Annotated in this window: 10 protein-coding genes; all 10 read left to right on the top strand. The window is 63.2% G+C overall.

What is annotated here, in order from left to right:
- Window positions 1-19 precede the first annotated feature (19 nt).
- Window positions 20-628, top strand: a complete 609-nt coding sequence (locus HKK52_RS08635) for a lytic transglycosylase domain-containing protein (RefSeq protein WP_169370469.1) — start codon at window positions 20-22, stop codon at window positions 626-628.
- Window positions 629-830: 202 nt separating this feature from the next.
- Window positions 831-6,626, top strand: a complete 5,796-nt coding sequence (gene mnxG / locus HKK52_RS08630; protein ID WP_169370468.1) for a manganese-oxidizing multicopper oxidase MnxG — start codon at window positions 831-833, stop codon at window positions 6,624-6,626.
- A 58-nt stretch (window positions 6,627-6,684) separates the two neighbouring features.
- The gene (locus HKK52_RS08625) at window positions 6,685-8,637 is read left to right on the top strand and encodes a YncE family protein (protein ID WP_169370467.1); all 1,953 of its coding nucleotides are present in this window, start codon (window positions 6,685-6,687) and stop codon (window positions 8,635-8,637) included.
- A gap of 13 nt (window positions 8,638-8,650) precedes the next feature.
- Window positions 8,651-9,304: an SCO family protein gene (locus HKK52_RS08620; RefSeq protein ID WP_169370466.1), complete on the top strand. Its 654-nt coding sequence runs from the start codon at window positions 8,651-8,653 to the stop codon at window positions 9,302-9,304.
- Entirely contained in the window at window positions 9,301-9,921 is a 621-nt protein-coding gene (locus HKK52_RS08615; RefSeq protein WP_169370465.1) for an SCO family protein, read from the top strand. The genes HKK52_RS08620 and HKK52_RS08615 overlap by 4 nt, the downstream gene beginning before the upstream one ends.
- A gap of 9 nt (window positions 9,922-9,930) precedes the next feature.
- A complete protein-coding gene (locus tag HKK52_RS08610; protein WP_169370464.1) occupies window positions 9,931-11,472 on the top strand; it encodes a cytochrome c/ABC transporter substrate-binding protein in 1,542 nt (513 codons plus the stop codon).
- Window positions 11,473-11,487: 15 nt separating this feature from the next.
- The gene (locus HKK52_RS08605; protein WP_169370463.1) at window positions 11,488-12,435 is read left to right on the top strand and encodes a peptidylprolyl isomerase; all 948 of its coding nucleotides are present in this window, start codon (window positions 11,488-11,490) and stop codon (window positions 12,433-12,435) included.
- A gap of 221 nt (window positions 12,436-12,656) precedes the next feature.
- Complete coding sequence (locus HKK52_RS08600; RefSeq protein ID WP_169370462.1) at window positions 12,657-13,187, top strand: response regulator; 531 nt, start codon at window positions 12,657-12,659, stop codon at window positions 13,185-13,187.
- Between the two features lie 84 nt (window positions 13,188-13,271).
- Window positions 13,272-14,978 (top strand): GspE/PulE family protein, encoded by a 1,707-nt coding sequence (locus HKK52_RS08595; protein WP_169370461.1) that lies wholly within the window; start codon window positions 13,272-13,274, stop codon window positions 14,976-14,978.
- Window positions 14,959-15,762 (top strand): hypothetical protein, encoded by an 804-nt coding sequence (locus HKK52_RS08590; RefSeq protein ID WP_169370460.1) that lies wholly within the window; start codon window positions 14,959-14,961, stop codon window positions 15,760-15,762. Before HKK52_RS08595 ends, HKK52_RS08590 begins: the two co-directional genes overlap by 20 nt.

Genomic DNA, 15,762 nt, shown 5'->3' with positions numbered 1-15,762 from the left:
GCCAGGGGAGGTATGAAACATGAAAACTCTCACCGCAGGACTGCTCGGCGCGCTGCTGCTGAGCGGCGTCGCCCAGGCCGATGTCTTCGTTTCCATGGACACCAAGGGCAGCTACGTTCTGTCCAATGTTCACCGTCCCGGACGGCACTATGAACGGGTGATTCACGAGCCCGAATCTGCCCAACTGAGCATGGATCAGCAACCGCAGATGATCGCCCGCCAGCCCTATGCCGAACTGGTCTCGGCGGCGGCCACGGCCAATCAGTTGCCGGCGGCGCTGCTGCACGCGGTGATCCAGGCCGAGTCCAGCTACAACGCCGACGCGACGTCGGCCAAAGGTGCCGGCGGGCTGATGCAATTGATGCCCGGCACTGCTCGCGAACTGGGGGTGACCGACGTCTACGACCCCAAGGCCAACATCCAGGGCGGCGCTCGTTATCTCAAGCGTTTGATGACCCTGTTTGACAACGACATCAGCCTCGCCGTCGCGGCCTACAACGCCGGGCCGCAAGCGGTGCTCAGCCGTGGCGGGGTGATCCCGCCGTTCGCCGAAACCCAGCGTTATGTGCCCAGCGTGTTGCGCCAGTACCGACGTTTGCAGGGCCTTGCCGTGGATGCGCCGTTGTGAGCGGACGCCGTGGGGCAGTTACCCCAAATGTGGGGCAAACCGGGGGCGCCCGGAATGTGGGGAATGGGTGGGGAATATCCCCCGGCGTATTAACTCGTTTCTATAACTGACTGATAAATAAACAAATAATTTATGGCATGCAGATTGCTCAACCGTACTTGTCGAGAGTTATTCCTGTGAGCACCCAGCGAGGCCTGTGATCATGACTGGCGTATTCCACGTTCCATCTATGTTTCAGTTGCTGCTGTTGGTGGCGTCGATGCTGGGCATCGAGCTGGCCGACGCGGCAGTGCGCTGCGAGCGTAATCTGGTGGCCAACGTCGTGGCGTTGGATCAGCCGCTGATGTTCAACCGCCTCGGCGCGCAGAACGCCAACGGCATGATGTTCGCCCTGCGCCGCGATGTAGTGGATGACCATGACCGCTCCCTGGCCCAGGGTGGCTCGGCGGTGCCGGGCAAAGTCTCGCTGCGCCCCGACAAGCGTCCGCGGCCGCTGGTGTTGCGGGTTGCTGCCGGTGACTGCCTGACCGTCAACCTGCAAAACCTGCTGGCTTACCAGGCCAATCCTGGCAGCCACGAAAGCGGGGAAGAGGAAGAGGGCGAAGTCGGTAACGACGAAAACTTCAAAGTCGACGAACAAGTCACTGACCGTCACGTCGGCTTCCAGGTCAACGGCCTGCAAGCGGTCAACAGCATCGACGACATCGCGTCCTATACCGGGCGCAACGCCAACTCCTTGATCGCCCCCGGCGCCAGCCGTTCCTACACCTTGTACGCCGAGCGCGAAGGTGCGTTTGCCGCCAGCAGTCGTGGCGCGACCTTCGGCGGTGAAGGCGATGCCGGCAACGTCGCCAACGGTCTGTTCGGCGAAGTGGTGGTGGTGCCCAAGGGCGGCCGGGCCTATCGCAACACCGTCACCGAAGAAGAAATGCGCCTGGCCAGCAGCGGCCGCACCCCCGCCGGCCAGCCGATTGTCGACTACCAGGCACGCTATCCGCAGCGCGAACCGTGGCTGCGTGAAGGCAAGGCCGGCATACCAATCATCAGCATGGTCGATGGCAATGAAATCATTTCCAGCGAGAGCGATGCGATCGTGATGGGCAGCAACGCCGACGGCAGCTTCCCGCCCTCGACCTATCCGCTGGAAGCCGTCGGCAAACGCAACCCGGCCATCCCCAATCGGCTGGAACCGTTCCGCGATTTCGCCTCGCAGTTCCAGGATGAAACCGCCGCCACCCAAGCCTTCCCGGCGTATTGGGCGGACCCGGTGATGGCCCACGTGCTGGAGCCGACCCGCGACTCGTTCATGATCAACTACGGCTCTGGTGGCATGGGCGCCGAAGTGGTGGCCAACCGTTTAGGTGTCGGGCCGATGCACGATTGCCTGTCCTGCGCCTATGAAGAATTCTTCCTCAGCTCCCACACCGTGGGCGATGTGGCGATGCTGGTGGACGTACCGGCCAACGTCGGCCTGGAAAACATTCGTCCCGGTGAAACACCGCGCGCCGATCAGGTCGGGGTCAAGGCGACCATGGCGCTGTACCCGTCGGAGCCGGCCAACGTCAACCACAGCTACATCGGCGACTTCGTCAAATTCCGCAACACCCACAACGGCCACGAGCAACACATCTTCCACCTGCACGGGCATCAGTGGCTGTTCAATCCCAACGATGACAACTCCGATTATGTCGACGCCCAGGGCATCGGTCCGGGCGCCGGCTACACCTATGAAATCGCCAACGGTGGTTCGGGCAACCGCAACCGCGTGGCCGGCGACGCTATTTATCATTGCCACTTCTATCCACACTTTGCCCAAGGCATGTGGAGCATGTGGCGGGTTCATGATGTGTTTGAAGAAGGCACCAAACTCGAAGTGTCGCAACAAGGTGCCGACGGTTATCACAGCGAACCCTATGCCTTGCGCAGCGGGAAACCGGCGGCGGGCGCGCGGGCCTTGCCCGATGGCGAAATTGTCGCCGGGACGCCGATTCCCGCAGTGGTGCCGCTGCCCGGCAAAGCCATGCCACCGATGCCAGGCAAGGTCGCGGTGGTGCCGAAAATCGGCGAAACCCTGGTGGCGGATGATGACGACAATGACGACGGCGAACATCATAGCGGCGGCCCTCAAGCCATCGGCTCCCTGGCCTTGGTGGATCGCAGCGAAGCCAACCGCAATGCCGACGGCAGCCTGAAAAACCCTGGGTATCCGTTCTGGATCGGCGGCATGGAAAGTTCGGTCGGCCAACGCCCACCAACGCCGCCGCTGGACATGCTCGACGCCGCCAAGGCGCAGACCTTGAAAACCAGCGGCAATGCCCTGTGGGCCAACCTAGACCCGGCGCAGTCCGGTGGTTGGGACGGCGGTTTGGGGCGGCATTCCCTGGACGGTTTCTCTGCCGGTGGCCTGGCGCACACCATCACCACGTCCCTGGATTTCTCCAAGGAAGTGACCCGGGCCAAACCGATCTACATGCCGGAAGAAGGCACCGAAGTCGAACAGGCGGCCATGGCCTTCCACGCGAAAAAGGATCACCCAAGCTTTGCGCTGCTGCCCGGTAATCAAATCGTGGCGAAGGCCTTCCGCACCAACGGCGCGTTGCCGATCGCGGGGGCGCCGTACTACGAGCCGTGCATGGATGATCGGCAAAAACGCCTGACCAGCAGCGCCGGCACCGGTGAGTTTGCCAGTGGCGAACGGATCGACGGGATGTCCTACACCGGTTCTTCGACCTTCACCGCCGACCGTCCTCGGGTCTATAAAGCCGCGAACATTCAGTTCGACGCGGTGTACAACAAGGTCGGTTACCACTTCCCGCAAGCGCGCATTCTCGCCCTGTGGGAAGACGCCTGGCCGGTGATCACCAAGCAGCGTCCGCCAGAGCCTCTGGTAATGCGCATGAACACCTTCGACTGCGTGCAGTACCAGCAAACCAACCTGGTGCCGGCCACCTATGAAATGGACGACTATCAGGTACGCACGCCGACCGACGTGATCGGCCAGCATATTCACCTGCCTAAATGGGACCTGGTGTCAGCCGACGGTTCGGCCAACGGCTGGAACTACGAAGACGGCGTGCTTTCCCCCGGCGCGGTGCAAGAACGCATCCACGCCATTCGCGAGTTCAACCAGTGCGAAGGCACCGACCCGCGTGATGGCACGCCGGCCTGTCCGAAAGCCAAGAATCACCCGTACTTCGGTCAATTTGGCCGGGCTGACTGGGTCGGGGCGCGCACGGCGATGCAGCGCTGGTTTGTCGATCCGGTGGTGAACGCCAAAGGCGTCGACCGTGGCCTCGGGACCATTTTCACCCACGACCACTTAGGCCCATCGACTCACCAGCAGATTGGCTTGTACGCCACCGTGTTGGCGGAGCCGGCCGGTTCCACCTGGTTCCACGCCGAAACCGGCGAGCCGTTGTACAGCGGCGCGCGGCAGGACGGCGGGCCGACTTCGTGGCAAGCGGTGGTGTCCACTGGTGACATTGATGGTGACGGCAAGAACGACAGCTTCCGCGAGTTCTTCCTCGAATACAGTGACTTCCAGCACGCTTATGAAGCCGGTGTGTACGTGGGCGCTGGCCCTAACGGCGTGCCCAATCCGCAAGCCTTCCCGGCCACCGCTGACAGCTTCCGCTACGCCATTAATCCGCCGGTGCGCAATAACGCCAGCAACCTGCTGGAGGGGATCGTCGAAGTGCAAGGCGGGCAAGTTCCTGGTTGCCCAAGCCGGCCATGCCCGCAAGCGATCTCGGTCGATGACCCTGGCATGTTCGTGGTCAATTACCGTAACGAACCGCTGGCCCTGCGGGTGTATGACCCGAACAAGGTCGGCCCGGACGGCAAGCGCGGCATGCAGGCCGACGGCCTCGGCGGCGACCTGGCGTACGCCATGCAAAGTCGTACCGACCGCGCGATCCCGGCGATGAACCTGGCGCCGAACCTGGTGACTGCAGCCACCGGCCCAACCGGCGGCACCACGCTGTTCCCGCCACACATCAACCGCGGCGGTGCCGAACCGGGCGACCCGTTCACCCCGATGCTGCGCACCTACACCGGTGACAACGTGCGGTTGCGGGTGCATGCCGGTGGTCACGAAGAAGAGCACAACGTGACCCTGCACGGCGTGAAATGGCTGCAAAGCGGTTCCGGTTTCGGCAACAGCTCCAACTCCGGCTGGCGCTCGTCGCAAATGATCGGGATCTCCGAGCAGATGGGCTTCAATGCGCCGGTGTCGATGATCTCCAGCGCGGCCGCGACCACCGGGGATTACCTGTACTCGATGGACGCGTCGATTGAAGGTTACTGGAGCGGGATCTGGGGCGTGATGCGCAACTATACGGCCCAACGCGCTGACCTGTTCGCGCTGCCAAACAACGCGAAACCGGCCGGTATGCGCAACACCGTGGCGTTCGATGGCATCTGCCCACGGATCGGCGCCAACCCCAATGGCATCGGCACCCGGCCGACACCACAACGCAACTATGAAGTGGTCGCGGCACTGGCCAACGACATCCTGCGCAATCCGTTGAACCTGGCCATCGGTGATCCGGCCGGGATTGGCCAGCATGTCGGCGGGCCATTGAATCCGGCGGGCGGCACCCTGGTGTTCAACTCGCGGACCGTGAGCATTCCGCAGGTCACCGTGACCGATCCTGAAGACGGTGAGACGTTCACCATCGGCGGGCAAAGCGGGCCGCTGCATGACCCGACGGCGATCCTGTATGTGCGCAAAGGCGACCTCGATCCGATCACCGGCAAGCTCAAACCCGGTGTGCCAGTCGAACCGCTGGTGCTGCGTGCGGCGGCCGGTGATTGCATCAACATTACGCTGGAAAACCGTCTGCCCATCGTCATGCCGGACCTGACTCAGACGGCGGTGATGCAAGGCATGGTCAAACGTAATCGCAACGATGGCCTGGGCGCGACCACCTTCAGCAACAACCTGATGCGCCCGTCCAGCCATGTTGGCCTGCACGCGCAACTGCTGGCGTATGACATCACCAAATCCGACGGCACCAACGTCGGCGCCAACCCGATCCAGACCGTGCCACCGCGTGTTGGCGGTGTCGGCGCGTACCCGACGCGGACCTATCAGTACTATGCCGGGCACCTGGAGCGTGAAGGCAAGCCGATTACGCAACTGGGTCGCAGTGTCGACAACATCAACGCCACGGCGGTGGAGTTTGGCGGGTTGAACTTCACCCCGGCGGACGTCATCAAGCAGGGACAAAAAGGCCTTGGCGGTGCGATGAGCATCCTGCCGGTCGGCGCAACCTGGGTCGACGATACCCGCAAAGTGACTGCGACCGTCACCGCACCGGGGCAGACCACCTACCGCGATTTTGCGATGGTCTGGCAGAAAGCCCTGAACATTCGCTGGGCCAACGGCCGGCCGGTGGAAGGCATTGCGGCGGAAGGCCTGGGAGTGCCGACCGATCCACAGGACAACTCGAGCATGGCCATCAACTACCGGGCCGAGCCACTGTGGTACCGCTTCGGGCTGGCGCCGGATGCGCCGTTCGGTCACGCCGACGGCCATGGTTACGGCGACGTGCCCAACGCGCACATGGCCTACAGCAATGCGCTGGTGGGCGGCGATCCGCAGACGCCAGTGCTCTATGTGAAACCGGGGCAACCGTTCCGCACGCACATCATGTTGCCCACCGGTGGCAGCCGTGGCTCGACCTTCCAGCTTGATGGTCACGTGTGGTCGGTCAACCCGTTCCAGTCGGAGAAGAGCGACACCGGTGGCTATCCGATGAGTACACCAGGGGTGGGCTCGGTGCGGTTCGGCTTCAACCCGATGTCGATGTACATCGGCGCCCACGAAAGCATCCTGCCGGCGGCGCACTTCAGCTTTATGCACCCGAGCGCCGGGGGCAGCAACGCGATACCGGGCGACTACCTGTTCCGCGACTACGGCGCCTACGGCAACACCGCCGGGCTTTGGGGATTGCTGCGGGTGACCAATGAGCCCGAACCGGCGCCGGCTCCATAACGGATGACGGCCTTCCTACAGGGGCATGGCGTGACAGATGGATAAGGGGAGACGCGTGATGAGCAGGACTATCAAAATCACCGGGTGCGCACTGGCTGTCGGGCTGGCACTGATCTGGCTCGGCATCTGGCGCACGGCGCCACCGACGCTGCTCAGCGAGGTCGCGCTGCCCGACACCTGGAGCGGCCAGACACTGACGCGGGACGGGGTGGTGGTGGACTTCAAGGTGCAGCCACTGGCCGAGGACGGCGTGCTGCGCGAAGGCAGTTTTGCCGACGTGCAGTTCCGGGTCAGCGACAGTACCTCGGGGCAACCGTTGTCGGGGGTGAACCCCGGCGCCTGGCTCGACCCGGAAACCCTCGCCGCAGACCAGGCCCAGGGCCGTGAAAAAAGTTGCAAGTCCCGGGTCGGGGTGTTCCTCAAATCCAGTATCGGCGCGCGACCCCTGCTGGATTTGAACAGCTACTTCCTGCTGGTGATGAACCGCGACGCCAGCGTCTCGGTGGTCGATCCTTCGGTGTCGGTCGGCGGGATCACCAGCACCATGGCGCGCATCGATCTCAAGCAACCACCGATGGATTGGGTCACCACCAAAGACAACAAACGCGTGTTCATCTCGATGCCGACGGCCGGGGAAGTGGCAGTGCTCGACAGCGGACAATTCAAGCTGTTTGACTCGGTGGCCGCCGGCAACAACCCGGTACGCCTGGCGCTGCAACCGGACGAGCGCCTGCTGTGGGTCGGCAACAATGCACAAACCGCCGAACAGTCCGGCGTCACGGTAATTGACAGCCGCAGCCTCAAACCCCTCAAACACCTCGCGACCGGCCGTGGCCACCACGAAATCGCTTTCAGCAAGGACAGTCGCCATGCCTTCGTCAGCAACCGCGACGACGGCACCTTGAGCATCATCGACATTGCCAGCCTGACCATCAGCCAACAACTCAAGACCGGCGCGCACCCGTTGTCGGTGGCGTACTCGCCGCTGTCCGGCGCGGTGTATGTCGCCGATGGCCAGGACGGCACGGTGACCGTGGTCGATACCGCCAGCCTGGCGGTGCGAAGGGTGATCAAGTTGAGCCAGGGCCTGGGCCCGATGGGGTTCAGCGCCGATGGGCGTTTTGGCGTGGTGCTCAACACCCTGGAAAACCGCGCTGAAATCATCGACGCCGCCAACGATTCGCAACTTCACTCAATCGATGTCTCCGCCGAGCCTTATCAAGTGGTGTTCACCAAGGCCTACGCCTACGTGCGCGGACTCGCCTCGGCCAAGGTGACGATGATCAACCTGGCGTCCCTCGGCGAAGGCCGCACGCCGATCAGCCAGGGTTTCGAAGCCGGGCCCCAGGCGCCACGCCTGGCCGGTGATTTGCCGCTGGCCTCCAGCCTGGCGGTGTCCCGGGATGACAACGCGGTGTTCGTGGTCAACCCGGTGGACAACACCACCTACTTCTACGCCGAAGGCATGAACGCGCCGATGTCCGGCTACCCCAATCGCGGGCAAGTGGCGCGGGCGGCGATGGTCATCGACCGCAGCTTGCGCGAGGTCGAACCGGGGCTGTACAGCGCGCGGATCAAACTGCCAATGGCGGGGCGCTTCGACGTCGCGTTCCTGCTCAACCAACCAAACATCATTCATTGCTTCACGGCGTTGGTAGAGCCGGACCAAAACCTCGCGCAACACCGCGGCGCGCCGACAGTGGAATTCCTGCTCGATAAGTCCACGGCTGACCTGGGCAACCCTTATGTCGTGCGCTTTCGCATCGTTGAGGGCAAGCAGAAAACTCAGCGCAGCGGGGTCAAGGACGTGCAGGTGCGCTACTTCCGCGCCCCGACCTCCAGGGCCCAGGAAGTGGCGGCGCTGGAGGTCGGCAACGGCGTGTACGAAGCGCCGGTGACTCTCGACCAGAGCGGCGCCTGGTATCTGCATGTACGCGCGGCGTCCCTGGGCGCGAGTTTCGACGACAAGACCTTTGCCAGCGTTCGGGTACTGCCCGGCGATGCTCACTGAAGAGGAAAGCGATATGAACCGATTCGCATACCGTGGCTTGTTGACGTTCTGCCTGTTGGCCACCGGCATCGGCCAGGCCCTGGCGCACTCGGCGGATGAACACGCCGGGCACAACGCGCCGCCGGCCAAGACTCAGGAAAGCGCCCAGGTGAAATTCGCCGACGTCGCGCTGGTGGACCAGAACGGCAAGCCGGTACGCCTGGAAAAAGACCTGGTGACCAACAAGATTGTGGTCATGGGCTTCATCTACACCAGTTGCACCACGGTGTGCCCGGTGGTGTCGTCGATCATGGGCAAGGTGCAAAAGCAACTCGGCGCCCGGGTCGGCAAGGAAGTGCAACTGGTGTCGATCAGCATCGACCCGCAGCGCGATGACCCCAAACGCCTGAACGACTACGCCCGCAGTTTCCAGAACGGCCCGGGCTGGAGCTGGCTCACCGGCACCCCGCAATCGGTGACCGAAACCCTCAAGGGTCTCGGCACCTTCAGCGGCGACTTCAAGAACCATGCGCCGCTGATCATGGTCGGCGACGGCAACAGCCGCCACTGGACCCGCTACTACGGCTTCACCGACCCGACCGTGCTGACCCGTGAAGTGGAAAAACTCAGCGGCCAGCGCAATGCCCATGCCAAACACACCGCGATTGCCATGGAGACTCAGCCATGAAAGCCCTGATCTTGATCTTCCTGACGATGTGCTTTTGCGTCATCAGCTTTTTAGCGTTTTCCCACGAAAGGCATGAAGAACCGACGCCAACGGTCGCCACCGCACCGCCGGCAACCGGCACCCGCGATGCCAAGACCTGGTTCACTGACACGCCGTTGCAAGACCAGAACGGCAACACCCTGCGTTTCTACAGCGATGCCCTGCAAAACCGCGTGGTGCTGCTTAACGTGATTTTCACCAGTTGCAACGATGCCTGCCCGCTGATCACCCGCAAGCTCAAGGAAGTGCGCGAAGTGTTGGGCGACAAGGCTGACGGCATCACCTTCATTTCCCTTACCAGTGATCCGCTGCGGGACACCCCGGCGGTCCTCAAGGCTTACACCTTGAAACAGGGCGTCGATGGCCCGCACTGGCTTTTTTTAACCGGCGATAAAGCACAAATGGACCTGGTATTGGGGCGCATCGGCCAGATCGTGCCGACCCCCGAGCAGCATTCCACGCAACTGATCGTCGGTGACGTGGCCAACAAACGCTGGAGCAAAATCCGTCCCGATGCCCCAGCCGCCGCCATTGCCCAGCGCTTGCAGTTGCTGACAATGCCCGTGGCCGGTCGCTGAGTCCGGGCCATGAAAGTTGCCCTCCTGATCCTTCTCGCCAGTTTCAGCCTGAGCGTCAGCGCGTTGCCGCTGACCCCCAGTGAAAGCGCGGGCAAACGCTTGTACCGCGAAGGGTTGTCGGGCAGCGGCGAGCCGGTGATGGCGCGGGTCGGCGCGGCGGACATTGTGCTGCCGGCCAGCAGCCTGCCGTGCGCCAATTGCCACGGTGCTGACGGCCAGGGCCGGGCGGAGGGCGGGGTGCGGCCGCCGGACCTGAACTGGTCGCGGCTCAGCAGCATTTATGGCCAGCAACAGGTCAATGGCCGCAGTTACCCGGCCTACACCGAGGGCAGTCTGGCCCGGGCGATCCAGGAGGGGCGTGACCCCGCCAATAATCGGCTCGACCCGGCCATGCCGCGGTTCGTACTGTCGATGAAGGATCAACGTGACCTCAGCGCCTACCTCAAGCGCCTGGCCGATGACCGTGATCCGGGGCTGGACGCTGACAGTTTGCACCTCGGTACGTTGTTGCCGAGCCAGGGACCCTTGAGCGATGAGGGCGCGACCGTGGCGGCGGTGCTCAAGGGCAGCGTGGCGCGGATCAACGAGACGGGTGGGATTCATGGCCGGACGCTGCGCCTGACCATTCTCGATCCCGGCCCGGACCGCGCCAGCGCCGAGCAGGCGCTCGACCAACTGATCGAGCAGGAGCAGGTGTTTGCCCTGATCGCGCCGTTGGCCCCGGCGCTGGACGCAGAACTGGCCGCGCGTCTGGAGCGGGCCGGTGTGCCGCTGATCGGCCCGCTGTCGCTGCAAGGCACGACCCGGACCAGTCGGCAGATTTTCGAACCGCTACCCGGTTTGCGCGAGCAACTGATCGCCCTGGCCGACTACGCCACCGACAATTTGCGGGTGCGCCAGGGGCCGACGCTGATCGCTTACCCGGATGACCCCGGCCAACGGCTGGCGGCGCAGAACCTCGGGCAATATTTGCAGGATCACGCCTGGCAGGACGTACGGCTGCAAGCCTACGACTCGGCCCAGGACGAATGGCCACTGGGCTCGCGCTCGGTGTTTTACCTGGGCACCGGCGGTGGCTTCAGTCGCCTGGCCGAGCGCTTGCAAACGGCGGGGCAGTTGCCTTACCTGTTCGCCGCGTCGAATCAGGTGGCGGGGGATTTGCTGCAGGTGCCCAGCGGGTTTTCCCGGCGGGTGTTCCTCGCCTATCCCTTCGTGCCCAGCGACTGGACGGCATCCGGACGCACGGCGTTGACGATGCTGCGCGAGCATCAAGGCCTCGGCGGCGAACATGCGGTGCTGCAAGTGGGCGCCTTCAGTTCGATGCTGCTGTTCAGCGAAGGCATGAAACAGGCCGGGCGCGATGCCAGCCGCGAAAAGCTCATCAGCGCCCTCGAAGGCCTGCACGACTTCGCGACCGGGTTGACCCCGCTGATCAGCTTCGGCCCCGGCCGGCGCCTGGGCCTGAGCGGCGCGCATATCGTCACCGTGGACCTGCCCGACCAGCGCTTCTATCTGGTCGCCCCCTACAAACCCATTGCCGCCACCCCCTGAACGGAGGCTTCGATCATGAAGACACTACTGTTGCTACTGATCCTCTGGGTGCCCATGGCCTACAGCAATAACGGCCCGGCTGCTGCGCGGGTCAATGGCGAGGAGATTTCCGAATTTCGCCTGGAGCGCTATTTCGCCGAGTACCTGGAAGACCAGGGCCGGGCGGTGGCCAGCATTCGCAATCCCAAGGCTTACAAGCAACTGCGCCAGGCCGCCCTCGATGCGCTGATCGACAAGGAGTTGCTGTGGCAGGAAGCGCTCAAGCGCGGGGTGCAGATCAGTGACGCCACGGTGCAAAGCCAGGTCGAGCAGACTCGCCAGGGCATGGGCGGTGCCGAAGTGTTTACCCGCCGGTTGCAGGACGCCGGTTTTGACGAGGCCAGTTTCACTGAGTACACCCGCCGCGAACTGGCGGCGCAGCAGGTGTTCGCTGACCTTACGCAAGCTGCCGAGCCGGATGAACAACAGGTCCGGGCGTTCTTTGCCGAGCACCGCGCCGAGATGAGCCGCCCCGAAGAAATCCAGGCACGGCACATCCTGGTCAAAGTCGCGCCAAACGCCGATGCCGCCACAGTCGAAGCCGCGCGACTACGCTTAGAAGAGATGCGTGTGCAAATCGCCCAAGGCGCAGACTTCGCCAGCGTCGCCCGCAGCGGTTCCGAAGACGCTTCGGCCAGCGCAGGCGGGGACTTGGGCTATTTCGCGCGCGGGCGCATGATGGCGGAATTCGAAGCGGCGGCGTTCGCCCTGAAGCCGGGGCAGGTCAGTGAACTGGTGCGTACGCCGGTCGGCTGGCATTTGATCTATTTACAGAACCACCAGGAGGCGGCAGATGTCACAGAGGAGCAGGGGCTTGCAACGGTTCGGGTGTACCTTGCCCGACAGCAAAAGGCCCAGGCTCGTCGAGACGTTCTGGCGCAACTGCGTTCCAGCAATCGAATCGAGCGGATTGACGATGATTGAACGTTCCCCCCAATACTGGGGAAAAGCTTCAGTGCCAATCCATGCGCTTCCCCGTCTTTGGGGGGAGGGGATTCTGGACGACATGGCATTGTCTTCAAATTCAAGGACATGAAGCGATAAAAATACCGGCGCTCGGCCTGGCATGAAGTGTGCGTTAGCCCTTGTAAGGCACACACTCCACCAGGCTCGGTACTCGGACCTGCGGTTTCAAGGAGTCGACCTTGTTAAACAAAGTACTGGTTGTCGAAGACGAACAACTGCTTGCCGAAAACCTCAAGGATTACCTTCAGGCGCAGGCGTTGGAAGTCCGGATAGCTCACGACGGTGCCATGGCAATCGGCGAAGCCGAACGTTTTGCACCCGATGTGATGGTGTTCGATTACCGCTTGCCGGATATGGAAGGCTTTCAGGTGCTCGATGCCGTCCGCCAGAACAGGAATTGTCATTTTGTGCTGATTACCGGGCACCCAACCGCTGAAGTCTGTGAGCGGGCCCGACAGCTAGGTGTCAGCCATATCCTGTTCAAACCTTTTCCATTGGCGGAATTGGCCCGTGCAGTCTGCGACCTTCTGGGGATGGAGCGCGAAGCCAAAACGGGCGTGAGCACCTCCGAAGGTTTTGTCGAACGACGCCAGAGCAGGACTGAGAGCTTCCCGCTGCAGTTGTACGACGGCAGTTGGGTGCTGGCGGATCGCCGACGAACATCGGCCTCGCTGGCGCCGGACGACGAACAATTGCTCACCGGGGAGTAATGGCGCGACACGACGTTCCGGCTCCCGCCGCAATGGCCTGCCGCGCCGACAGGGCTCTAAGCCCCCGGCGTTGGAGAGCAAGCCATGGAACGTCTATCACTGGCCGTCGAACCGGCACCGTTGGACGCTGTACCTTCATGCTTTTCCAGTGAGCAATTAACCCAGGCACGCTTGCGAGCCGCCAGCTCCGGCGAACGGGTCCTCGACGCCCTCGGGGTGTTGTGCGAACTGGCTGCCATGCCTTTCATCCACCGCCTCGGCGCCACCCTGCATTACCCGGTGCTCGACACCGACACGCTGTTTCGCGCCACCCCGGTATTCGACCGGGTAACCCTGGCCCAATGCCTCAAGCGTGAATTCATCCTGCTGCGCCATGACGACGCGGTGATCGGTGTGTTTGCCGACCCGTTCGACACCGCGCGCCTGGCCTGGATCGACGATTGCCTGCACGGCGCGCCGCTCTACCTGGTGCATGCCGACGACTTGAAAGCCTACCTGGCCCGTCACGAAGAAAGCTTCCACGCCGTGGAATCGCTCAACGCCCAGGCCGATGCCGGCGTCGAGATCGACAACCTGCAAAGCCTGTCCCTGACCAGCATCAGCGAAGACGCGAGCGTCGTCGTCAAACTGGTCAACTCGACGCTCTACGACGCGCTGAAAATGCACGCCAGCGACATCCACTTGGGCACCACCGGCAGCGGTTTGGTGATCAAGTACCGCATCGATGGCGTGCTCAACAACATCAGCAAGATCCAGGGCAACGAGTTCGCCGAGCAGGTCATTTCCCGAGTCAAGGTCATGGCCGAACTGGACATCGGCGAAAAACGCGTGCCCCAGGACGGTCGCTTCAAAATCGGTATCAGCGGCCGGCAGATCGACTTCCGGGTGTCGATCATGCCGAGCATTTTCGGTGAAGACGCCGTGCTGCGGGTGCTCGACAAACAGGACCTCGCCGACAAAGTCAGCGGCGTGCAGTTGCAGGCCCTGGGCTTTGAAGAAGAAACCCTCAAACAACTGCGCCGCCTGGCTGCCGAACCCTACGGCATGGTGCTGGTGACCGGCCCGACGGGCAGCGGCAAGACCACCACCCTCTACGCGATGATCACCGAGATCAACCACGGCGTGGACAAGATCATCACCATTGAAGATCCGGTGGAATATCAACTGCCGGGCGTGCTGCAAATCCCGGTCAATGAGAAAAAAGGCCTGACCTTCGCCCGTGGCTTGCGCTCGATCCTGCGCCACGACCCGGACAAGATCATGGTCGGTGAAATCCGTGATCCGGACACCGCGCAGATCGCCGTGCAATCGGCCCTCACCGGGCACCTGGTGTTCACCACCATTCACGCCAACAACGTGTTCGATGTGATCGGCCGCTTCACGCAGATGGAAATCGACCCCTACAGCCTGGTTTCGGCGCTCAACGCGGTGCTCGCTCAGCGCCTGATTCGCCTGGTGTGCGCCAGTTGCAGCGCACCGCACCAGCCGAGCGAGGAAGAGCTGCAACTGTCCGGGCTCGACCCGCAACACGTCGCTCATTACCACTTCGTCCACGGCAAGGGCTGCGGCCATTGCCGGGGCACCGGTTACCGCGGGCGCACGGCGATTGCCGAACTGCTGCACCTCGACGACGAGCTGCGGCAGATGATCGTCGAGCGCCAACCTGTTTCGAAAATCAAGGCCCACGCCTGCAAACGTGGCTTGCGCTTGTTGCGCGAGTCGGCGCTGGAACTGGTGCAAGCGGGGCGTACTACGCTCGAGGAGATCAATCGTGTCACTTTTGTCTCGTGATCGTTATGTCGCCGTGCTCGGCGCCAGTGGCGTCGGCCTCGGTCAGCGCCAGGGCAGCGACACCCGCTGGCTGGGCAGCGTCGGGTTTATCGATGAAGGCTTCCACGCCTGGGCCGTCGCCCTGGAAACCCTCGACCGTCTGCTCGGCGAACATACTCGCGCCGGTGCCGAGTTGAGCGTGGTGGTCTCCGGCCACTTCAGCCGCTTTTGCCTGGTGCCGTGGAGCGACCAGATCAGCAGCCCCGGCGAATTGCTCGGTTTTGCCCAACTGTGCTTCGAAGACCTTTACGGCGTACCGAGCCAACCCTGGAGCCTGGTGCTGTCGGCAGAACCGGCCGGCTACGACCGCATCGCCGCGGCCTTGCCCCAGGACTTGCTGGAACGCTTGCGCGCACTGGTCAGCGGTCGCGGCTTGCGCCTGCGTTCGGTGCAGCCGTACCTGATGGCGGCGTTCAACCACTTCGACCAAAGCTTCGATGCCGGGGACTTCCTGTTCGTGGTCGCCGAACCGGTGCGCAGTGTGTTGCTGCTGGCAAGGGAAGGGCGCTGGACCTCGGTACGCTCGGTCGGCAGCAGCGACAGCGATGCCGCGCTCATTGCGCTGATTGGTCGGGAAAACCAGTTGCAGGCCTCCAGCAGTGAACGGCCGCTGACTGTCTACCTGCATGCCCCGGCACGCCTAGACTCGCAACCTGACGTACCCGGCGTGCTCCTCAGAACCCTCGAAGAGGACCGGACCAGCGTACGGGATTGCCTGTACGTGATGTCCCGGGCGGTGGCCTGA

The sequence above is a fragment of the Pseudomonas sp. ADAK2 genome (assembly GCF_012935755.1).
Lineage (GTDB): Bacteria > Pseudomonadota > Gammaproteobacteria > Pseudomonadales > Pseudomonadaceae > Aquipseudomonas.
Note: the sequence above shows the minus strand (reverse complement) of the source record. Positions and strands in the feature narration are given on the sequence as shown.